Annotated in this window: 23 protein-coding genes; 2 read left to right on the forward strand and 21 right to left on the reverse strand. The window is 38.5% G+C overall.

Annotation, left to right across the window (positions count from 1 at the left end; all coding sequences use genetic code 11):
• Positions 1 to 41: 41 nt before the first annotated feature.
• The 6 genes from yjgA to Q9M50_14545 form a co-directional block, all read right to left on the reverse strand.
• Entirely contained in the window at positions 42 to 569 is a 528-nt protein-coding gene (gene yjgA / locus Q9M50_14520; GenBank protein ID MDQ7091827.1) for a ribosome biogenesis factor YjgA, read from the reverse strand.
• A gap of 3 nt (positions 570 to 572) precedes the next feature.
• Positions 573 to 761, reverse strand: coding sequence for a hypothetical protein (locus Q9M50_14525; protein ID MDQ7091828.1), 189 nt, complete (start codon positions 759 to 761; stop codon positions 573 to 575).
• A gap of 51 nt (positions 762 to 812) precedes the next feature.
• Positions 813 to 1,598, reverse strand: a complete 786-nt coding sequence (locus Q9M50_14530) for a succinate dehydrogenase iron-sulfur subunit (GenBank protein ID MDQ7091829.1) — start codon at positions 1,596 to 1,598, stop codon at positions 813 to 815.
• The gene (gene sdhA, locus Q9M50_14535) at positions 1,598 to 3,382 is read right to left on the reverse strand and encodes a succinate dehydrogenase flavoprotein subunit (protein ID MDQ7091830.1); all 1,785 of its coding nucleotides are present in this window, start codon (positions 3,380 to 3,382) and stop codon (positions 1,598 to 1,600) included. The genes Q9M50_14530 and sdhA overlap by 1 nt, the downstream gene beginning before the upstream one ends.
• A gap of 64 nt (positions 3,383 to 3,446) precedes the next feature.
• Entirely contained in the window at positions 3,447 to 3,899 is a 453-nt protein-coding gene (locus Q9M50_14540; GenBank protein ID MDQ7091831.1) for a TerB family tellurite resistance protein, read from the reverse strand.
• Positions 3,900 to 4,126: 227 nt separating this feature from the next.
• Complete coding sequence (locus Q9M50_14545; protein MDQ7091832.1) at positions 4,127 to 4,921, reverse strand: inositol monophosphatase family protein; 795 nt, start codon at positions 4,919 to 4,921, stop codon at positions 4,127 to 4,129.
• A 93-nt stretch (positions 4,922 to 5,014) separates the two neighbouring features.
• On the opposite strand from Q9M50_14545, the gene Q9M50_14550 reads away from it, so the two are divergent.
• Together Q9M50_14550 and cysE are read left to right on the forward strand one after the other, a co-directional pair.
• A complete protein-coding gene (locus tag Q9M50_14550) occupies positions 5,015 to 5,758 on the forward strand; it encodes an RNA methyltransferase (GenBank protein MDQ7091833.1) in 744 nt (247 codons plus the stop codon).
• Positions 5,748 to 6,497 (forward strand): serine O-acetyltransferase, encoded by a 750-nt coding sequence (gene cysE / locus Q9M50_14555; protein MDQ7091834.1) that lies wholly within the window; start codon positions 5,748 to 5,750, stop codon positions 6,495 to 6,497. Before Q9M50_14550 ends, cysE begins: the two co-directional genes overlap by 11 nt.
• 34 nt (positions 6,498 to 6,531) lie before the next feature.
• Here the strand turns inward: cysE and Q9M50_14560 are convergent, their stop codons facing one another.
• The 15 genes from Q9M50_14560 to Q9M50_14630 all read right to left on the reverse strand — a co-directional run bounded on the left by Q9M50_14560 (position 6,532) and on the right by Q9M50_14630 (position 20,970).
• Positions 6,532 to 7,170, reverse strand: coding sequence for a hypothetical protein (locus tag Q9M50_14560; GenBank protein MDQ7091835.1), 639 nt, complete (start codon positions 7,168 to 7,170; stop codon positions 6,532 to 6,534).
• 251 nt (positions 7,171 to 7,421) lie between these two features.
• Positions 7,422 to 8,141, reverse strand: coding sequence for a dienelactone hydrolase family protein (locus Q9M50_14565; GenBank protein MDQ7091836.1), 720 nt, complete (start codon positions 8,139 to 8,141; stop codon positions 7,422 to 7,424).
• A gap of 9 nt (positions 8,142 to 8,150) precedes the next feature.
• A complete protein-coding gene (locus Q9M50_14570; protein MDQ7091837.1) occupies positions 8,151 to 8,540 on the reverse strand; it encodes a Dabb family protein in 390 nt (129 codons plus the stop codon).
• Positions 8,537 to 9,022, reverse strand: coding sequence for a low molecular weight protein-tyrosine-phosphatase (locus Q9M50_14575; GenBank protein ID MDQ7091838.1), 486 nt, complete (start codon positions 9,020 to 9,022; stop codon positions 8,537 to 8,539). Before Q9M50_14575 ends, Q9M50_14570 begins: the two co-directional genes overlap by 4 nt.
• Before the next feature lie 166 nt (positions 9,023 to 9,188).
• Positions 9,189 to 10,040, reverse strand: a complete 852-nt coding sequence (locus tag Q9M50_14580; protein MDQ7091839.1) for a cytochrome c oxidase subunit 3 — start codon at positions 10,038 to 10,040, stop codon at positions 9,189 to 9,191.
• Between the two features lie 15 nt (positions 10,041 to 10,055).
• Positions 10,056 to 10,601, reverse strand: a complete 546-nt coding sequence (locus Q9M50_14585) for a cytochrome c oxidase assembly protein (protein ID MDQ7091840.1) — start codon at positions 10,599 to 10,601, stop codon at positions 10,056 to 10,058.
• 162 nt (positions 10,602 to 10,763) lie between these two features.
• Positions 10,764 to 12,380, reverse strand: coding sequence for a cytochrome c oxidase subunit I (gene ctaD, locus Q9M50_14590; protein MDQ7091841.1), 1,617 nt, complete (start codon positions 12,378 to 12,380; stop codon positions 10,764 to 10,766).
• Positions 12,381 to 12,429: 49 nt separating this feature from the next.
• Positions 12,430 to 13,548 carry a cytochrome c oxidase subunit II gene (gene coxB / locus Q9M50_14595; GenBank protein MDQ7091842.1) on the reverse strand — a complete coding sequence of 373 codons (1,119 nt, stop codon included), beginning with the start codon at positions 13,546 to 13,548 and terminating at the stop codon, positions 12,430 to 12,432.
• A gap of 474 nt (positions 13,549 to 14,022) precedes the next feature.
• Entirely contained in the window at positions 14,023 to 14,421 is a 399-nt protein-coding gene (locus Q9M50_14600) for a bacteriohemerythrin (GenBank protein MDQ7091843.1), read from the reverse strand.
• Positions 14,422 to 14,840: 419 nt separating this feature from the next.
• Positions 14,841 to 16,196 carry a UDP-N-acetylmuramate:L-alanyl-gamma-D-glutamyl-meso-diaminopimelate ligase gene (gene mpl, locus Q9M50_14605; protein MDQ7091844.1) on the reverse strand — a complete coding sequence of 452 codons (1,356 nt, stop codon included), beginning with the start codon at positions 16,194 to 16,196 and terminating at the stop codon, positions 14,841 to 14,843.
• A gap of 245 nt (positions 16,197 to 16,441) precedes the next feature.
• A complete protein-coding gene (locus Q9M50_14610; protein ID MDQ7091845.1) occupies positions 16,442 to 16,840 on the reverse strand; it encodes a methyltransferase in 399 nt (132 codons plus the stop codon).
• A gap of 180 nt (positions 16,841 to 17,020) precedes the next feature.
• On the reverse strand, positions 17,021 to 17,338 hold the full coding sequence (locus Q9M50_14615) for a hypothetical protein (GenBank protein MDQ7091846.1): 318 nt from the start codon (positions 17,336 to 17,338) through the stop codon (positions 17,021 to 17,023).
• 123 nt (positions 17,339 to 17,461) lie between these two features.
• Positions 17,462 to 17,761, reverse strand: a complete 300-nt coding sequence (locus Q9M50_14620) for a DUF4325 domain-containing protein (protein ID MDQ7091847.1) — start codon at positions 17,759 to 17,761, stop codon at positions 17,462 to 17,464.
• Between the two features lie 427 nt (positions 17,762 to 18,188).
• Positions 18,189 to 20,081 carry a transglutaminase family protein gene (locus tag Q9M50_14625; GenBank protein MDQ7091848.1) on the reverse strand — a complete coding sequence of 631 codons (1,893 nt, stop codon included), beginning with the start codon at positions 20,079 to 20,081 and terminating at the stop codon, positions 18,189 to 18,191.
• 28 nt (positions 20,082 to 20,109) lie between these two features.
• Positions 20,110 to 20,970 (reverse strand): outer membrane protein assembly factor BamD, encoded by an 861-nt coding sequence (locus Q9M50_14630; protein ID MDQ7091849.1) that lies wholly within the window; start codon positions 20,968 to 20,970, stop codon positions 20,110 to 20,112.
• Between the last annotated feature and the right edge of the window lie 70 nt (positions 20,971 to 21,040).

The raw sequence follows: 21,040 nt of genomic DNA on the forward strand, positions 1-21,040 counted from the left end.
AACCTAAGAAGTTTTCAACACTTCCTAGGTTTCATTTTATATTAGCCCATTTGTAACAACACTTTGATATATTTATATAACGCACGCGCGGTTTTAGGGGGTTTTTCAGCCGCTAACTCTTTTTTAGCATTACGTTGTAATTGTCTTAATTGCTGACTATCTGCGCTGGGATATTGGGTTAAAAATTGGGTTAAAATAGAATTATCACCACTGATTAACTTATCTCGCCACTGCTCTGCTTGATGATGTTCTCTTACCGCGTGAACACTTGAGCTTTGTAACCGGGCTAGTTTTTCTTGAATAGGTTCTAATTCAATTTTCCTAAATTGGGCGGCAACATATTTCATCTCACGCTTACGGGCTGCTTTATGCGGCATTTTCGTCATCATCGCAATCGCTTTAAAAACATTGTCAGGTAAATCAAATTCCTTTAACTGGGGTAATGATAAAGTTGTCATTGCTTCAGCCATTTTTAAAATAACCGCAATATCGCGTTTTATTTCAGTTTTATTAGGACGAATCGCATAAAATTGTTCCTCACCGTCTTCGTCTAAATAATTATCACTCATTGTCTAAACCATACTCACTAAAAAAATTACAAATATAATCACAAACCCAATCGGAACTAATAAGCCCAGCCAATCTGACTGCGCTTCTTCACTTTGTTTTAAACTTTCTTTTATGCCCGGTTTCATCCAAAAAATAAAGGCTAATCCCATCACACTGACCAACAAAGCTTCCCATGTTGAATACGATTCCATATTTATCCTTATATCACAATTATAGCCGTTATGAAAACGGCTTTCCAAATTTTACCCTTCTTGCCTAATTAATAACATTTTTTTAATTTCTGCAATTGATTTTGCTGGGTTTAAACCTTTAGGGCAAGTATCAGTACAATTCATAATGGTATGGCAACGATAAAGTTTAAACGGGTCTTCTAATTCATCTAACCGTTCACCGGTATTTTCATCCCGACTGTCCACCAACCAACGATACGCTTGCAATAAGGTCGCAGGGCCTAAATAACGGTCACTGTTCCACCAATAACTCGGACAACTGGTTGAACAACACGCGCATAAAACACATTCATACAACCCATCTAATTTTTTACGATCTTCCTTGCTTTGCAAACGTTCACTATCCGCAGGCGCGGGGGTCTGCGTTTCTATCCACGGTTTAATGGAGGCGTATTGAGCATAAAAATTGGTCATGTCCGCGACTAAATCTTTAACCACATCTAAATGAGGTAAAGGAAAAATCTTAATCGTGCCTTCATAATCGCTAATGGCTTTGGTACACACAAGGGTATTTTTACCATTAACATTCATCGCACACGAGCCACAAACGCCCTCCCGACAAGAACGACGAAAGGTCAATCCCGCATCTATTTCATTTTTAATTTTTAAAATAGCATCTAAAACCATCGGGCCACACCGGTCTAAATCCAGATGATAGCTATCCACACGCGGATTTTCATCGGTGTCAGGATCCCAGCGATAGACTTCAAACCGTTTAACCTGTGTTGCATTCTCAGGAACTGGAAATTCATGCCCTTTAATTAATCTTGAATTTTTGGGGAGTGCAAATTCAACCATTAGTAAACCCTCGTTTTAGGTGGAATGGATTCAACGTCATCTGTTAACGTGTGCATGTGAACAGGGCGATAATCAATCGAGACATCAACGCCATCTAACCAGACTAAGGTATGCTCTAACCAATTACTGTCATCACGTTCAGGGTAGTCTTCACGCGAATGTCCGCCCCGACTTTCTGTGCGATTAGCCGCACTTGCAATGGTGACGGTTGCTTGCGCTAATAAATTATCGAGTTCTAAGGTTTCGACTAAATCAGTATTCCAAATTAAGGACGAATCACTTACCTGAACATCATTAAATAAATCCCGCACCATTTTTAATTCAGCAATCCCTTTTTGTAAAACGTCACCCGTTCTAAATACTGAGGCATGAGTTTGCATCGTTTGTTGCATCGCTAAACGAATATCCGCCGTTTTTTGTGACCCTTGTGCATGGCGAATGGTATCAAAGCGATTCAAAGCAACGTCATACGCCCCTTCTTTTAAAGGCGAATGGGGGGTTCTGGATTTGATAATTTCAGAACAGCGAATCGCTGCCGCACGACCAAAGACCACTAAATCTAATAACGAATTTGAACCCAAACGGTTGGCGCCATGAACGGAAACACAAGCCGCTTCACCAATAGCCATTAAACCTGGGACAACCGCTTCAGGATTCCCGTCATCATTTAACGTCACGACTTCGGCTTTATAATTTGTGGGAATACCGCCCATGTTGTAATGCACGGTTGGTAAGATTGGAATCGGCTCTTTTGTGACATCAATCCCTGCAAAAATACGCGCCGTTTCTGAAATCCCTGGCAGACGTTCTTTGATAATTTCAGGGTCTAAATGTTCAATATGAAGCAGGGCATGGTCTTTATGTTCCCCTACACCTCGTCCTTCTTGAATTTCTAAGGTAATGGCACGACTGACGACATCACGCGAGGCTAAATCTTTTGCATTGGGGGCATAACGTTCCATAAAACGTTCCCCTTCTGAATTGGTTAAATACCCCCCTTCCCCTCGCACGCCTTCGGTAATTAAACACCCTGCCCCATAAATACCTGTTGGATGAAATTGGATAAATTCCATATCTTGTAATGCTAACCCAGCCCGCAACACCATTGCATTACCATCCCCTGTGACTGTATGTGCAGAGGTACATGAAAAGAAACAACGCCCATAGCCACCTGTGGCTAAGACCGTCACATGCGCTCTAAATAAATGTAATGAGCCATCCTCTAAGCACCACGCTAAAACACCTTTGCATTCGCCATTTTCCATCACCAAATCTAAGACGATGTACTCAATAAAAAACTCGGCTTTATGCTTTAAGGATTGTTGATATAAGGTATGTAAAATAGCATGACCGGTAACATCGGCGGCGGCACAGGTTCGTTGAGCAATGCCTTCACCAAAGTGGGTCGTCATTCCTCCAAAAGCGCGTTGATAAATTTTTCCATCTTCGGTACGCGAAAAAGGAACGCCATATTGCTCCAGTTCCAGTATAGCGGGAATCGCTTCACGACACATATATTCAATCGCGTCTTGATCGCCTAACCAATCTGAGCCTTTAACGGTATCGTACATGTGCCAACGCCAATCATCTTCCCCCGCATTACCTAAAGCGGCACTAATTCCACCTTGAGCGGCAACCGTATGACTCCGTGTTGGGAAAACTTTAGAAATACAAGCCGTTTTTAAACCTTTTTCCGCCATACCTAAGGTCGCACGTAAACCTGCGCCCCCCGCACCAACAATAATGGTGTCGTATTGATGTTCTATAATTTTATAGTTTGCCATAAGGGCGCATTCCTTATTTGGTTAAAGTTATTAAGTTAAGTTGCCTTCTACTCTGTGGGGTGTTTTATAAATCAAAATCCTTGGTATTTAAATTTAATTCACGGGCAATTTTTATCGCAACTTCTTTTTCATCAGCATCAAAATTTCCATCCGCCGCCGCAATTGAAATAATCATTCGCATCACTAATCGTGAGGCTTCTTCATTGGTTTTTAATTTACCTAACGCCTCATAAGCTTTTGCTTCCCCTATGTCTTTATCAAATTCAACCTGAGAGACAAAAGTTTGAAAAGCGGTTATTACATCCGAGGTGGTGAAAATAGATAAGGCATCATGGTTTTCAATAAATTTAACCATTTTTTGTTTTTCAGACGCGCTAATTTCACCATCCGCTAAGGCGATTAAAGCCGCCCCTGCCATTGAGGCATTAAGAAACTCTTTATTTTTAAATTTTAATGCCGCTGTTTTTAAATCGGACATTTTATCTTTAACATTGCTCATAAAATCAGTAAAACTCATGGTGAATACCTTTTGGATGGTTTAAAAATAAGGGGGGAATAACTGACATCCTTCATTTTTCAGTTTACAGTTTAAATCGGAGTCCAATAGCTTTAGCTGTTGGCGTGTCACGAAAATAGCTAAAGCTATTTTACTCCACACTCTATTTTTAAGAATAAAGTCTAAACTACTTTTGAGCTAAATAAAGGATACCGAATAACATATCAATTGTTAGATAAACAGTAATTTTATAATAAATCGTCCGTCAAATGCGGCTCAATCGCTTTGTACATTAATTGATGAACTTTCGGGCTGCCTACAATTAAATTTCCCGATTTTAAATAATATTCTTTAAACGAAAAATCCGTTGCTACGCCGCCCGCTTCTTGAATTAATAAAACCCCCGCCGCCATATCCCACGGTTGTAAGCCAATTTCCCAAAAGCCGTCTAACCGACCTGCTGCAACATAGGCTAAATCTAAAGCCGCCGAGCCTGCACGTCGTATGCCTGCGGTATCCCCCACTAAATCTGAAAACATCCCCAAATAAGCGGGTAAATTTTTCTTTGATTTAAACGGAAAGCCCGTTCCAATTAACGTTCCTTTAAGATTACTCGGCTGGGTCACTCGAATTTTACGACTATTTAGCATCGCGCCTCCGCCTCGTTCAGCCGTAAATAACTCATCTCTGAGTGGATCGTAAACAACCGCACATTCCAATTTATTTTTATATTGTAAGGCGATAGAAATCGCATAAACAGGAAAGCCATGTAAAAAATTAGTGGTTCCATCCAATGGGTCGATAATCCAAACGTAATCATTACCTTTATGCTCGCCACTTTCCTCTGCTAAAAAACCATGCTCAGGGAAAGAGGTCTGAATGGTTTTTATGATTTCTTGTTCTGCCAGACGATCAACTTCGGTCACATAATCATTTTTAGTTTTAAAATTGATTTTAAGTTGATTGACGTTTTCAGAGGCACGCTGAATGATGTCTCCTGCATTTCTTGCCGCTCGAATGGCAATGTTAAGCATTGGGTTCATAGGTTAATCGTTTTAAGTAAGAGTAATAAAATATCACTAGGGTAACAAATCTTTTGTTAAAATTTGTTCTTTTTTCAAAAAGAGCATCCTTCTTTGTTAAATAATATTAAAATTATTCTCGTAGAAACGTCACACGCAGGTAATATAGGCGGCGTTGCCCGTGCGATGAAAAACATGTCGCTTTCGCAACTCCGCCTCGTTACCCCTAAAAATTTCCCTCATGCCGACGCGACCGCAAGAGCGTCAGGCGCAGATGATCTCCTTGCCAATGCCGTTATTTATAATGATTTAACGGCGGCCATTAGTGACTGTCAATTAGTAATCGGTTGCAGTGCCAGAGCGCGAACTATTAGCTGGCCTGAGCTTGATCCGCGTGAAAATGCTGAAAAATGCCAACAACAACCCAAAGATAATAATATTGCCCTTATTTTTGGACGTGAAAACTCAGGGCTTAAAAACCATGAGCTAGATTTATGTCATTATTTGTTACGTATTCCGTGCAATGAAAATTACAGTTCGTTAAATCTTGCCGCCGCCGTTCAGGTCGTTTGTTATGAGTTATTTATCGCAACAACCCAAAATACCGCCCCAGATTGGGTTGGTGATAAAGGCGATCAACCGTTAGCCAGCGCAAATCAAATGGAATTATTTTATCAACATTTGCAGCAAACGTTAGTTGATATTGATTTTTTACAACCGCCTAAAGCCCGTTCACTGATGCGACGATTACGCCGAATTTATAACCGTGTGCAATTAGATACCAAAGAGCTGGATATTTTACGCGGTATTTTACGCTTTTCCCAAAATCATAATAAGGATCAGTCGGATGTTCGCTAAATTAAAATCAGAAGTGGCTTATATATTTGAACGCGACCCCGCCGCACATTCTGTTTTTGAAGTCTGTACCTGCTACCCAGGTTTTCATGCCATTCTTATTCATCGGCTCAGTCATTATTTATGGCAACAGGGTTTTAAATGGTTAGCCCGTTTTATTTCCCATTTTTCACGCTGGATTACAGGGGTTGAAATTCATCCTGCGGCAAAAATTGGTCAACGTTTTTTTATTGATCATGGCATGGGAATTGTGATTGGTGAAACGGCGATTATTGGGGATGATTGTACGCTATATCATGGGGTAACGTTAGGGGGAACGAGTTGGAAAAAAGGAAAACGCCACCCTACGTTAGGCAATAATGTCGTCATTGGGGCGGGGGCTAAAATTTTAGGGCCTATTCAGGTCGGTCATAATGCGCGTATCGGCTCAAATGCGGTGGTTGTTAAGTCAATTCCTGCGGATACCACGGCAACAGGAATTCCTGCCCGCATCAAAAATCCACAAAGTTTACGTGAAAAAACAGCGACTAAAATTGGCTTTGATGCGTACGGTGAAACCCTTAATATGCCTGACCCTGTCGTTGAAGCGATTAATAAAATGCTCGACCATATTCATCAAACCGATAAACAAATGCAGTGTATGCGGCAAGCCTTAAAAGAGGCGGGTATTGAATGTAATGAGCAAAAAATTATTCCCTTAGAGGGATTTGAAATTAATAGTTTTAAAAATGAGGAAGCCTAACCCTTTTAACGATAACACCGTTACTTTTTTAGGCTTAATTTAAAAAATATTTACACTGTCGTAAAATAACGATAATAGCCATTAAATCATCTTCATTCGTACAGTCATAACTTTTAGACAGATAATAATTTTTGTCAATCATGATGATAAACTCCCAAAATCGTCCTGTGACAGCACAACCATATAAAGGCTGTTTAGTTTGGTTGATTTCTTGGGAAATTAAAAAAGCCGTTAACAATTGCGCTATGGGATCCCCCGTAGGATTACGATATTTTTTCCATATTTGAAAATAAAAATAAGGGTTTTGTGGTTGATTTAAAATTCCTTTTGCAATCATAAAATCTGTTTTTATTTTTAAAAACTGGTTGTTTACCGTGGCTTCTACCGTATACTCAAAGTAGGTATGATACGGGGGAATATCAATTAAATGACCTAGTTTTAAAACGAATGCAATAAATTTCATTTTTAATTCCGCTCTATCCCAACATTTTATTTTTTCTTGGGCATCAAAAAAGATTAAATTAAAAAGATATTGTTCCCCTGAATTTAGCGCAACAGGATTTGTGTGTTCTAGCCATTCGGTTAACAAGGGACTTTTATCATTACCGACAAAGCATTTTAAATCGTAAAGCAAGGTTAAATCCGCTTCGGAGTATTTTTTGATTTTAGACATCGTCCCACCTATTAGGTTTTATTTAATTAATCGCTTTAGTTTAGATTAATAAAGGGGGCTAACTGAGAGGAAATAGACAAACTGTGATTGAATCTTCAAAATTTGAAGGCGGTTTAAAAAATAGAGCTTAAAATCGATCGTTTTTAAGTCCGTCTAATGACTAAAAATTCGTCACTTTCTTTATTATTATTCTTATAAAAACAGGATGCAGGAAGACTTCCCCGCACCCTGAAATTTAAAGTAAATACAGCTTAGGCAAAAATTTCGCTTAAAAAATTTTGCATCGCTACCCATGAGCGTCTATCTGAGTTAGGCTGGTAAACAGTTCCAAAATCAGGGTCATTCGCATTAGGGTTGGTAAAGGCGTGTGAGGTATGACTATAACTATGCAGTTGCCAGTCCGCGCCTTTTTCGGTTAATTCCTGTTGAAGCGAGGAAAGTAATTCAGGGGAAATCATCGGATCATCATGACCGTGTAAAACAAGCACTTTTGCTTTAATGGGCTGCTGCTTAAGGTTATCAGGGGCTAATAATAATCCATGAAATGAAACCACCCCTTTTATATCTGCCCCTGTTCTGGCTAAATCCAAAACACATAAACCACCAAAACAAAAACCAATAGCGGCTATATTCTTTTCATCCGCCCACGGCGTATGAGTGACTGCGCGTAAAGCTGCTTGCATTCGTTGCTGTAATCGTTCTCTCGCCTCCATCAACGGTTGCATTAATTGGGCATTTTCTTCGGTACTTTTTCCTAAGATACCTTGCCCATACATATCAACGGCAAAGGCAAAATAACCCATCTTGGCTAATTTTTCTGCTTTATCACACACAAAATCATCACGCCCACCCCACGCATGACAGATTAAAACGGTTGGGCGAATCCCTTTAATCGTATTATCGTAGGCAAAAAAACCTTCTAATAAAAGTTCATCATCCAGGTAATTAACCGTATTACTTATAATTGCCATAAGGATTCTCTATGAGCCAATAGAGTTATAAATAACAATACGATTTGCCATCGTTTTAAAAACTTTAACTGCCGCTTTATGTTTTGGATGATCTAAATACGCTTGTAAGGCCGCTTTGTTTTTAAAGGTCACCGTAATTAAAACATCAAACGTATCATCAACAATTGAACGATCACTTTTTTCAACAACCGATACGTTACGATAAATAATGCCAGGCAAATTATTTAATTTTTTACTGGCTTTAACAAAAGTATTCCGTGCTTTTTCATCACCTGCGTCATTTAACCACACGACAATAACATGGGTAAGGACTTTATTTTCATCTGCGGCATGAGCGGGTGAGACTAAAAATAAGCCCGTTAAAACCGTAAGCTGAATAAACGTTATAATTTTTTTCATGTTAATTTTTCCGTTGTTTTTAAAGAGTGTAAAAAACCTTTTGACGCGGCCTCGATCATATCAAATACATTATCAAACCCATTTTCTCCCCCATAGTAAGGATCGGGAACGTCACGGCATCTTAACTCAGGGGCGTAATCTAAAAAATAATGTATTTTAGATTTAAATTTCTCAGGGCAGGCGTTCATTAGTGTGGTGTAATTCGATTTATCCATCGCTAATAAGTAATCGTAATCTTCAAAATCACCATAGATTACTTTTCGAGCCAGTTGTTGAGAAAGATCCAGTCCGCGTTCTTTTGCTGTTTTTTGTGAGCGAAGATCAGGCTGTTCACCGATATGATAAGCATGAGTGCCTGCTGAATTGACTTGAAAATGGGCTGATAGCTGCTGCTGTTCGATTAGATGGGAAAAGACCCCTTCTGCGGTCGGCGAACGGCAAATATTTCCCATACAGATAAATAAAACGTTTATTTTTTTCATTTTATACAATCATGAATACACTGTTAATAATCGGTTTATCATACCATAGAGAAAATTCAAATGATAAACGCTCAATACGATAGATAGTCATAGAAATAGCTCTTTTTTAGATAAAAAAAAAGCGTAACCTAACGATTACGCTTTTTAATCTTCATTCTAAATTTATTTAGACTAAATAAACAAAAATAAATAAACCCAACCAGACCACATCAACAAAATGCCAATACCATGCCGCCGCTTCAAAAAAGAAATGATTTTCTGGCGTGAAATGTCCCTTCCAACTACGAAATAAGACAACCGCGAGCATAATAGCCCCCACGCAAACATGGAATCCGTGGAAACCTGTCAACATGAAAAAAGTAGAACCATAAATACCTGAACCTAGGGTTAATCCCATATCTGTATAGGCTTCATGATATTCAACTGCTTGACAAATGACGAACAAAAAACCTAAACCAACGGTTGCAGCTAAGTATTTAATAAGGACATCACGATTTTTAGCTAATAAACCATGATGAGCTTTAGTACAAGTCCAGCCACTGGTTAATAATAACGCTGTATTTAGAAACGGTAATCCAAATGCGCCCATAGGCTCAAACTCACCGCCGACATTACCCGGTCCATTTGTTGGCCAAACGGCTTCAAAAGAAGGCCATAAATTAGCCCCTGTGACCTCATCTGCTAACCAAGGTACGGATAGGTTACGTGTGTACCATAGTGTTCCAAAAAACACCGCAAAAAACATAATCTCAGAAAAAATAAACCACATCATTCCCATGCGGTAGGAAATTCCCACACCATGATTATACATCCCTGATTCACTTTCATTTGCCTGTAACGTAAACCAACCCGCTAACATGACAATGAAAATCAATAACCCAACAATCATCATTCCCGAACCAATAGATGATCCATTCAGGTAATTGGCAAATCCCGCTAATAGGGTTAATAACCCTACGACTCCAACAATAGGCCATGTCGCCTGATGTGGAATATAATATTCATTATTTGTAGACATAAGTGTCCTCTATTGTTATTTTTTTACTGATTTTTCAGTATTATCAAAAAAAGTATAGGCTAATGTAATCGTTTTATATCTATTTGGTAATTCAGGATTAATTACAAATCGAACAGGCATGTTTTTACCTTCATTAGGTTTAAACGTCTGCTCTGAAAAACAAAAACATTCTGTTTTTATAAAATATTCTGCCGCAGGCCCTGGCGTAATACTAGGAATGGCTCTAGCCACCATCGGCTTATCCGTTTTATTTTCAGCATAAAAATTGACGGTATAATACTGCCCTGGGTTCACTTTTATTTTCTTCAATTCCGATTTAAAAATAATCGGGGCTGATTCGTTAAGTGCGGTAATAAATTCTACGGTAATTTCGCGTGTTTTATCTATTTTATAGGCGGTTTCTACAATCGCGGTTTTATTCGTTTTGCCATTAATTCCTGTGATGTCACAAAAAACATCATAAAGCGGAACTAACGCATAACCAAAACCAAACATAGCCAGCGCAATGATAAATAATTTACGAGCTAAACGACTATTTTTTTTGGCGATATCCTCACTCATCCTGAAACAGCCTTAATAACAGCAAAGACATAAATCGTTGCGGCAACGGCAATTAATAAAACAGCGGTTAAAATATTTTTCTTTTTTGTATCCATTTTTTAAGCCAATATTTCGCCCTTTAGAAAAGGACGAAATTTGTTAATAGTTATAAACGATAAACCGTTAAAGATGCTCAGAAGGAATCTCTTCTGGAGGCGTTGAGAACGTATGATAAGGCACAGGCGAAGGTAAACGCCATTCCAAACCATGCTTACTGGCCTCTTCCCAAACTTCATCACTGGCTTTTTCGCAATCTTTCCCTCTAATGGTTTTAATCACGATATAAACAAACATCAGTTGGCTAAAACCAAAAATAAAGGCACCGATACTTGAAACCATATTCCAATCTGAAAACTGTACCGCATAATCAGGAATTCGACGTGGCATTCCCGCAAGCCCTAAAAAGTGCTGTGGAAAGAATAAAATGTTGACTGAAATAGCCGATAACCAAAAATGCAAGGTCGCTAATTTTTCGTCATACATGTTACCTGTCCACTTAGGCAACCAAAAATAGCCGCCCGCCATTAAAATAAAAACAGAGGCAGGGACTAAGGTGTAATGAAAATGCGCGACAATAAAATAAGTATCATGATATTGAAAATCAACAGGCGCAATTGACATCATTAAGCCTGTAAACCCACCCATGGTAAATAAAACGACAAAGGCGATCGAAAATAACATCGGAGCTTCAAAAGTCATTGCCCCTTTCCACATGGTTGCCGTCCAGTTAAAGACTTTCACCCCTGTTGGAATTGCAATTAACATGGTCGCATACATGAAAAAAAGCTCACCTGTGATCGGCATTCCAACTGTAAACATGTGATGCGCCCAAACGATGAACGAAAGAAACGCAATCGCGCCCGTTGCATAAACCATTGAGGCGTAACCAAATAAAGGCTTACGTGCAAAGACTGGAATAATGGTTGAGGCAATACCAAACGTTGGCAAAATCATTACATAAACTTCAGGATGTCCGAAGAACCAAAAAATATGTTGGTATAAAACGGGATCACCCCCGCCTGCGGCATCAAAAAAGCTGGTATCAAAAAACCGATCCGTTAATAGCATGGTTACCGCGCCTGCAAAGACGGGCATAATGGCAATTAACAAGAAGGCTGTAATTAACCATGTCCAAACAAATAAGGGCATTTTCATTAAGGTCATTTTAGGCGCGCGCATATTGAAAATAGTGGCAATAATATTAATGGCCCCCATAATCGATGAAATTCCTAATAAATGAATTGAAAAAACAGCAAAGGGTAAGGCATTCCCTGTTTGTAAAACTAAGGGCGGATAAAATGTCCAACCCGATGCAGGGGCTCCTCCTTCCATAAACAAAGTGCTAGCGAGTAATAAAACCCCGGCAACCAACATCCAAAAACTCATGTTATTCATGCGGGGTAACGCCATATCAGGCGCACCAATCATCATTGGAATCATCCAATTAGCAAAGCCCACGAAGGCGGGCATAACCGCACCAAAGACCATCACTAAGGCGTGCATGGTCGTCATTGAGTTAAAAAATTGCGGATCAACAAACTGCATTCCTGGCTCAAACAATTCAGCACGAATAATCAAGGCCATTGTTCCACCGACAAAAAACATGACGAGTGCAAAAACTAAATAAAGCGTCCCTATATCTTTATGATTAGTAGTGACAATCCATCTCATAATACCCTTAGCAGGCCCATGAGCATGATCATCATGAGTGTGTTCATTTTCAGCTGCGACAGCAGACATAATAGTTACCTCTTAATAGTTTAAAAAGATTAGAACGGCAAGCGTTTGCTTAATCATCATCGTCATCTTCAGGTAAAGCTGATTGCAGCGATTTAATTTTAGAGGGTTGTACAAAATCGCCAACCGAGTTACCCAAACCATTACGCGTATACGTGACTACAGCGGCAAAATCAACCGCACTTAACATGGTTCCAAAGGCGGGCATCATCCCTTGACCATTCATTACCATATTAATTTGAACATCAATATCCCCAGTAACAATAGGGCTTTCTTTGATTGCAGGAAAAGTTCCCGCCATGCCTGTCCCATCAGCCATGTGGCATGAGGCACAATTATTAGCATAGATGCTTTCACCTTTAGCAAATAATTCTTCTTGAGTCCATTCTTTGTCCGCTGAATTCTTTTCGGCGTTGGCAATTTCTTGTTGCTCGTTTACCCAGACATCATAATCGGCCTGCTCCATTGCAATAACAACGATAGGCATAAACGCATGATCTTTACCACACAATTCAGTACATTGCCCCCGATAAGTGCCTGCTTTTTCAACATACGTCCATGACTCATTAATAAATCCTGGAATGGTATCTTTTTTCCAACCTAAATCAGGAACCCACCATGAATGAATCACATCAGCAGCGGTAAACAAAAAGCGAATTTTCTTTTTAATTGGAATAACTAACGGCTTATCAACATTCAAAAGGTAATGAGGAATAGAACGAGGATCAATACCCGACCTTAATTGACGTGCTTGGTTACTTTTTTCATCCAAACTACTAAAGAAATGAATATCATTATCCATGTATTCATATTCCCATTTCCATTGCCAACCTGTTACCTTAATAGACATATCAGATTCGGTGACATCGTCCATTTCTAACATCGTCTTGGTGGCAGGAATCGCCATGCCAACTAAAATTAACGTCGGTATGATCGTCCAAATAATTTCAATGGTTGTATTTTCATGAAACTGCTCTGCTTTATGTCCTTTTGATTTACGATGATGGTAAATCGAATAAAACATAGCGCCAAACACGCCCATGCCGATGATTACACAAATCCATAAAATCAACATGTGTAAATCATAGATGTCATTACTGACTTTTGTGACCCCTTTCGTTAAGTTTAGGGTGTAATCACTCGCATCAGCTGACCCTAGACTCAGTGTCATTAGGGTCAAGTATGCGAATAGTTGCTTTGTTTTCTTCACGGAGTAGCCTCCCAGTTTGTAGTTATAAACTAATATACCTATACATCTACGATGAACTCATTTATAAAAAAGCACTTTGAAATCATGATATTAGTCATAGGCGATGTGTAAAATATAAACACATTTCCATGACTCAAGTCGCGATTCTAAAGAGACCCATTTTTTAGTTTAGGCCCTTAACTTTAAATTATGCAATGAGCTTTCTATAATTTTTTAGGATTTAAGAAGTAACAGTATTAAGGTAATCTACGTTATATTTTGAGTTGTTAAAATAGCAAAACACGGATTGCTATTTTCTATTTATAATTATTTAAAAATTAACCGCGTAATTTTAACCTATGATGCGTAGGTAAGCTAGAGTACTTTTCACCAAGCCAATAAAAAAGGCTTGTGAAAACATGCTTCACAAGCCTTTAATACGGAATAAAATGACCGTTAACTATTTAAAGCATCAGCATAAGGCATATCGAAAGCAGGAATATGAGAGTCTAACCAGCTTTTTACCATTTGTCCTGCTTCTTCGGTAACATCCGCCTCACCTGCATGAAATTTTTCTTGTAAGTCCGCACAAATACCGACTAAAGCATCATGTTGCGCTTTATGAGCGGCTAATGCGCCATACCCTTTTGCTTCCATTTCTTTTTCTTCATGAGCAAAATGATCCACAACATAGGCAATCAAATCATCAAGCTGTGCGCCAATTTCACCACGAGCAGAACCTCCTATGGCTAAATCATATAACTTATTCAACTTATCAAACAATATTTTATGCTCATCATCTGCAAAATTAACATTTGTTCCATGTTGTTCAACATTCCAAGTAATTAAAGCCATTATTTTTCCTCATTAATTATTAAATAGTTATTTACCACATAATTATTATTGTTTATATTTTATTGAAATGCAACCCTTAAAACTATCTTTTTAAAAACAATTACTTGGAATGCAAATAGCAATGGTTATCGTTATTATTTGCTTCTAAGTTCTAGCTTGGGAGGTTATCATTTTTCTGAGTGCAGGTTGAGCCATAATTCGTAGCCCGTATGGAGTGAAGCGAAATACGGGGTTTCGGCACGGTATTTTAATTATGCCCATAAATATTATCGTTTTATATAAAGCGTTAATGCCGAGTTTCCCGTATTGCGCAAGCTTCATACGGGCTACTTGCTTCCAATTTCTAGCTTTGGACGGGATCACGTTTTTAAGTTCTGATCAACCACACAAATGAACTAGAGAATATCCCCTTCTCTGCATTAAAGACTCAATTCAGTTTGTAACCGCTGATGAAGCCCACCAAAGCTTCCATTACTCATTAAAACACAATAACTTTCCGATGAAATATGATCCATAACACAACGAATAACTTCATCCAATGTTTTACAGATTTTAATAATTTGAGTCCCTTTTTCCAACGTGGATAAAGTCCAATCTAAGGCATCAGGTTGATAAATAATAGCAATATCGGCGGCCTTTAATGACCCTGCTAACGTCTTATTATGAATCCCCATTTTCATCGTATTAGAACGGGGGTCAACAAGAGCAATTATTTGTTTATCCCCCACTTGATTCCGTAAGCCCGCCAGCGTTGTTTTAATCGCAGTAGGATGATGGGCAAAATCATCATAAAGCGTCACTCCTTTAATTTTGGCAATAACTTCCATACGCCGCTTTACATTTTTAAATTTACCTAACGCAATAATTGCATCCCTCGGTAAAATACCAATATGACGAGCCGATACAATCGCCGATAAGGCGTTATAAACGTTATGATTACCCGTTAATGTCCACTGAACAATCCCTTGAGATTTACCTTTAAAAAATACTTCAAACGCGGTTCCATCCGCTTTAATTAACTGCGCATCCCATTCACTGTCCTGATTAATCCCTGTATAACTAATCGGTGTCCAAGACCCCATTTTTAAAACCGTTTCAATATCTTTATTATTTTCTGGCGCAATAACGAGTCCATCACTCGGAACAGTTCGTAATAAGTGATGAAATTGACGTTGAATTGCCGCTAAATCAGGAAAAATATCCGCATGGTCATATTCCAGATTATTAATCACTAACGTTCGTGGACGATAATGGACAAATTTTGAGCGTTTATCAAAAAAAGCACAATCATATTCATCGGCTTCAATGATAAAAAAATCTGATTGCCCTAAACGCGCTGAAATACTAAAATTAAGCGCAACCCCCCCAATTAAAAAACCAGGTTGAAAGCCTTGATGCTCTAATACCCACGCCAACATACTGGTCGTTGTCGTTTTTCCATGCGTTCCCGCAACCGCGAGCACCCATTTTTTTTGTAATACATGTTCCGATAACCATTGCGCCCCTGAAATATAGGGTAAATTTTTATTTAAAACCGCTTCAACTTCGGCATTTCCGCGTGATAACGCATTACCAATGATAATTAAGTCAGGTTCAATGTCTAAGTTACTTGCCTGATAGCCCTGTATTAAGCTAACTCCTTGTTCTTCTAGCTGAGTACTCATGGGAGGATAAACATTTTCATCCGACCCGCTCACTTGGTGGCCTAGTTCCCGTGCAATGAGAGCTAATCCCCCCATAAATGTTCCACAAATACCTAAAATATGAATATGCATATTTTTCCTTATAAATTTAAATTGTACTCAAGACCTCATTCAGCCATGTAGGTCGGGTTAGGCATTGACTCTGATTCCCGTTATTCATTAAAAAAAATATGGAATAAACATTTTAGTTTTTTTCATATAATCTTGATAGCTAGTTCCAAAAAATGTTAGGTTTTCAAACTCCTCTGACTTTGCGGTAGCAACTAAAAAAGCAGTTGCAATGAGTGCGATAAGGCTTGTGTAAAGAGTGATATGTTTTAAAAAAGCCCCCCCCAAGTTAATAGCATTAAGGAGGCGTACATTGGATGCCTTATATAATGGTAAATTCCCGTTATGACCAATTGAGTGGTATTTTCAAAGCCGATGTTTTCGGTGTTTTTGACTCGAGGTTGAATTTCACCGCCTCTCGTTCTAAGCAAATAATAACCTTGAATTGCAAATAATATCGAACAAGATAACAGCACCCAAGAAATAATCTGTAATATTGAAAGTGGATTTAGATGCCAAAATGGATCATTCATTAATATTAAGATGAGAATACTTTCAAAAGCGAAAAAACGGTAAAATCCGTGAGCGCGAGGATTATGTAATGGCTTCCAAGAAAAAGCGATGATAAAAATTGATAACAGTATGAATAGAATAATTTGAGTTAACATTTGTAAAGCCTAATTTTTTACCTAAGTGAGTTTTATTTGTGTAATTAATAAATTGCTAAGGTTTTTATACATTTATCTATCGGGTTACCAACTTAAGACGGGACGGTAGCAAAATCAACTTCTTCGTGGTGAAATAAAAGATTCATTGTCCCGTCTTAGCTTCATATCCAAATATGTTTGTTATTTACAGCTTGCATCTCTAGGCTTGCTTTCATTCATCGTGACCGCAGAAACATCTTTAAAGACTTGAACCAGATTACTTCCGTCTAGTTCGCAGCGCAAAGCTCCCGTTTGGTCATAAGTAATGCGCTCATCTTTAGTTAAAGCTATATAGCCGCCATCAGCAGTGTTTTTCACTATGCAATAACTGGCACATAAAACGCCATTCTCATTGCAAGTGTAAACGAAATCACCATCATCATAAGTTTCACCTTTGACACAGATTTTTGCATCGGCTGGGTAATTATTTTTGACTTCATAAACGCTTGTGGCTGACACGTTTGTAAAGATTAAATGCGAGCAATAAAATCGCTAATACAAGATTTTTTTCATTACCTTTTCTCCAGAGTTAAATTATTTTTAAATATCCCGCCTAAAGTTGGTAGCCGAATTAAGTGATAGTTACGCATCCTGTAAAGACCGTTGCTTTGCTTTTTGAACGGCAAAAGTAATCATTTCTTTTACTAAGTCATTACAATGTTGAAATTTTAGGTATTTTAAACTATCAAGACCGCATTCAAGCAATGTTCCCATTAAAAACGTATTCATCCATGACTGACTTGTGCCTCTAATATTTGAAAAATCAATTTCAATGATTTCCCCCTTTTTAATGGCAGGTGTTAGTTGGTTTTTTCTAATTTCTAATGCAGATTCTGCACCTGATAAAAAAGAATCAGCTTGTTCGGTTAATTTTATAATCATATTGTGCTATCTCCTATTAAGTTTAAACTCCGATGATTTTGTTATTATTCAAATTGTATATTGGATAAAAAATCTGTCGAGTTTTTAAGTTTCCTCACGAATCTCTCGTAACGCATCTTGTAGAGTAGAAGTGTAATCTCGGTTTAGTCTAAAGACAACTAAAGTACCAGAAAAAAAACTACTCTTTTTAATAACGGGTGGCTGATTACCATCTTGATAATAATGGGCAGACTGGCTAAATATATTAAGGTGTCCGTATGACTTCTCAATAATTTTTTAAGATAATAAAGCCCATTCCCTGAGTTAACTTCAATACGATAAGGTTCTGATGCACTATCAAAAGTTCCCGATGTATCTGGTTGAGTGGAAAATTTAAGAGCCTTTATGTCTGAATCTTTGGTTTTTATCCCTTTATTTAATAAGCGCGTTATTTTGGGGCATTTAGCCATGAGCTAACCGCCTGTTGTAAGTCTTTGCGATGCTTAACGGTTAATCCTAACGGGTCAAAACGAAGTTGATAATGTAATAAGGCGAGCGGTTTTAATTCGAGTAAATGCGTACGGTTAATCCATTGGGGATAACTTTCATTCTCATCTCGCGCATCAGGCGTATCTTTTAAGTGGGCTTCAATTAAATAAAATTCTGAATCCAATCCTTGATGACGAGAGGAGGTATTATCGACGACGATTTTTTGACGGGTTAATTGTCGCCTAGCACTATAAATACGAAAAAGAAGGTAAATCAATAATAAAACAACGCCCCCCCACCATAAAGGCGTACTTTCATCTTCTATACGTCGAATTCGCCATTGTTTAAACATTAAAATGAGTTTGGAAAGGCTGTCATTGATAGGTTGCAGCCAACTGGCATTAGTTGACTCCATCGCTAACCATTGAGACGGGGTTGAATCCACCGCTTGCCATACCCCGTCTATATACGCAATTGCCCACGCATGAGCATGACGACGACGAACAATGTAACGTTGCTCACCACTATTATATTCATCAACCACATAACCATTGGCTAATCGAGCAGGAATACCCGCTTGCCTTAATAATAAAACCGTTGCCACGGCAAAATATTCACAATGCCCTGCTTTACGATCAAACATAAAGGTTTTAAGCGCGAGGTTACTATCACTTTCATCACCTAAATAAAGACTGTAATAAAAATTATTATGAAAGTTTTCTTTAATTTTATCCGCCATTTTTTGGGCATTTAATCCCTCTAATTTTAAATTTTTATTAAAGCGGCGTAAATCGACCTCATGCTGTTTTGGAACTTTCAGATCATAATCATGCGGGGGATCATTGCGTATACCCGTATAAAAAACTTGATAATTTCCGACGTTGGGCGCACTGCTGAGTTTCACCGTACCCAGTTCGGTATATTCTAAAATAGCACCACTGAGTCCTTGAATATCAACACTGCCATCGGGTAAGGCTAGAATTTTTTTACGGTTAAACTCTTGAGTGATTTCAATTTTTTTTAACGGATGCTGATTAGGGTTTTTAACGGGGTTCTCAAAACTAAAAACACGCCGTGACGTGACCCAATTTTTTCCTAAATAAACATCATAACTGGCTTGAAGTAATAACAGCGGGTGATCAGATTTCACTCTAAATTCAATTTTATCCGATAATTTAAGCGAGCCTAAGTCACCAATCGCTGTTTGTCCTTTAAACGGATTGCTACCCCATGTACTAAACCATTCCACTGTTTTATCTTCTAGCCAATAATGAAAGTGTTTAAACCCTCGATGGCCTAAATACCCCCCCATGATGGCGATCATAATGAGGGCCAGCCAAATCATTTTAGATTTTTTTTGCGTACGCCCTTCCCATAACATCGCCATAAAAAAGATCACGATCATTAAATAATAACCCTGACCTTGATAATTTGCCGCCCCTACACTTAACAGGGTTACGCTCGCGTAAGGCATTCGATAATCAATCATTTTATTAGGACGCTTTCGCATCGAATAAAATAAGGTACCAAGGGGAAGTTGTTGTTGCTGGCTAAAAAGCTGGGCAAATAAGGTCGGTGCAAATAAAACAGGTAGCCATTTTAAAACACTAAAAATAGGCTGGTTTTGAGGGACATCAATCAAATAAACATAAACAACCATTGAGATCACTAAGGTTGATGATAGATCTCCCCACCGATAAAATTGATGCGGGGTAATTTCCCAGCGCAAAGACCCCCATTGGCTAAAAAGAATAATACTCAGCAATAAGACCGCCGCTTCCCACGTTTCTGATAGCCATGCCCACGCTAATAAACCTAAGATGACAAAAAGTAAGGGGGGCTGTATTTTCATGTCGTTAGCAACGGTTTTTTTAAGGCGGTTAGTCTTGATCTAATCCCATAAAATCCCAAACATCTTCAACAAATGTTTCATTGGCATCAATATCAATAGGCGCACCCTTGGGATAGTTTTGTTCATAAACACGCCGACTATCACTGGCTAAATCATCTAACCCTAGCTTGGTGTAACTTTCTTCCATAATTTGCAACGCATAAGGGGTCGCCGAAGTACACGGGGCAGGATATTTAGATTGGCACTCTTCAACAATAACCCCTGCCCTATTAATGGCCGCCATATAGGCTTTACGTTTCATATAGAATTTTGCTACATGCAGCTCATAACGCGCTAAATAGTCGCGTAACGCAATCATCCGCTGTTTTGCATCAGCGACATATTGACTGGTCGGAAAACGGGTTAATAATTCTTCAAAATGCGCGTAGGATTCCTTATATTTACTCGGGTCACGCTGGGTGCTATCAGTCGGCACATAACGATATAGGAATCCTAAATTACGATTAAAACTAATCAAACCTTTTAAGTAATAGGCATAATCAGCACTCGGGCTTCGAGGATTAATTTTTATAAATCGTTCAACGGCAGCAAGTGCGGCTTCGGCATCCTCATTTTTATAATACGCAAAGGCAATATCTAATTGCGTTTGTGCGGCGTATTCACCAAAAGGATAACGACTTTCTAAGGCTTGATAAAGTTCAATAGCACGCGAGTAGCTTTCGGCTGCCATTGCTTTTTTCGCTTCTTCATAGAATTTTGTTGCCCCCCAATCAACATATTCATCTGAATAGTCGGATCGCTCCGATGCCAAACCTTTAAGGGTTTCACAGCCTTGTAAACTCAGAATGAAACAGCAAATAAATAAAATTTTTACGAAAATAAATCGCATATTAGTAACAACACGTTGTAAGATTAAAGACTTTTTTCACCTACTTTATTCATTTAGGCAAAATTGAAAA

The sequence above is a fragment of the Methylococcales bacterium genome, from assembly GCA_030949405.1.
Classification (GTDB): Bacteria; Pseudomonadota; Gammaproteobacteria; order Methylococcales; family Methylomonadaceae; genus WTBX01.

Bases quoted from the DNA above. Each gene is read 5' to 3' on its own strand.
- Q9M50_14600 (MDQ7091843.1), bottom strand. From the start codon at position 14,421: ATGGCTTTAATTACTTGGAATGTTGAACAACATGGAACAAATGTTAAT.
- Q9M50_14620 (MDQ7091847.1), bottom strand. From the start codon at position 17,761: ATGATTATAAAATTAACCGAACAAGCTGATTCTTTTTTATCAGGTGCA.
- Q9M50_14575 (MDQ7091838.1), bottom strand. From the start codon at position 9,022: ATGAAAAAAATAAACGTTTTATTTATCTGTATGGGAAATATTTGCCGT.
- Q9M50_14540 (MDQ7091831.1), bottom strand. From the start codon at position 3,899: ATGAGTTTTACTGATTTTATGAGCAATGTTAAAGATAAAATGTCCGAT.
- Q9M50_14610 (MDQ7091845.1), bottom strand. From the start codon at position 16,840: ATGTTAACTCAAATTATTCTATTCATACTGTTATCAATTTTTATCATC.
- Q9M50_14630 (MDQ7091849.1), bottom strand. From the start codon at position 20,970: ATGCGATTTATTTTCGTAAAAATTTTATTTATTTGCTGTTTCATTCTG.
- coxB (MDQ7091842.1), bottom strand. From the start codon at position 13,548: ATGACACTGAGTCTAGGGTCAGCTGATGCGAGTGATTACACCCTAAAC.
- Q9M50_14625 (MDQ7091848.1), bottom strand. From the start codon at position 20,081: ATGAAAATACAGCCCCCCTTACTTTTTGTCATCTTAGGTTTATTAGCG.
- Q9M50_14570 (MDQ7091837.1), bottom strand. From the start codon at position 8,540: ATGAAAAAAATTATAACGTTTATTCAGCTTACGGTTTTAACGGGCTTA.
- Q9M50_14580 (MDQ7091839.1), bottom strand. From the start codon at position 10,040: ATGTCTACAAATAATGAATATTATATTCCACATCAGGCGACATGGCCT.
- ctaD (MDQ7091841.1), bottom strand. From the start codon at position 12,380: ATGTCTGCTGTCGCAGCTGAAAATGAACACACTCATGATGATCATGCT.
- yjgA (MDQ7091827.1), bottom strand. From the start codon at position 569: ATGAGTGATAATTATTTAGACGAAGACGGTGAGGAACAATTTTATGCG.
- Q9M50_14565 (MDQ7091836.1), bottom strand. From the start codon at position 8,141: ATGGCAATTATAAGTAATACGGTTAATTACCTGGATGATGAACTTTTA.
- cysE (MDQ7091834.1), top strand. From the start codon at position 5,748: ATGTTCGCTAAATTAAAATCAGAAGTGGCTTATATATTTGAACGCGAC.
- mpl (MDQ7091844.1), bottom strand. From the start codon at position 16,196: ATGCATATTCATATTTTAGGTATTTGTGGAACATTTATGGGGGGATTA.
- Q9M50_14525 (MDQ7091828.1), bottom strand. From the start codon at position 761: ATGGAATCGTATTCAACATGGGAAGCTTTGTTGGTCAGTGTGATGGGA.
- sdhA (MDQ7091830.1), bottom strand. From the start codon at position 3,382: ATGGCAAACTATAAAATTATAGAACATCAATACGACACCATTATTGTT.
- Q9M50_14585 (MDQ7091840.1), bottom strand. From the start codon at position 10,601: ATGAGTGAGGATATCGCCAAAAAAAATAGTCGTTTAGCTCGTAAATTA.
- Q9M50_14530 (MDQ7091829.1), bottom strand. From the start codon at position 1,598: ATGGTTGAATTTGCACTCCCCAAAAATTCAAGATTAATTAAAGGGCAT.
- Q9M50_14560 (MDQ7091835.1), bottom strand. From the start codon at position 7,170: ATGTCTAAAATCAAAAAATACTCCGAAGCGGATTTAACCTTGCTTTAC.
- Q9M50_14545 (MDQ7091832.1), bottom strand. From the start codon at position 4,921: ATGAACCCAATGCTTAACATTGCCATTCGAGCGGCAAGAAATGCAGGA.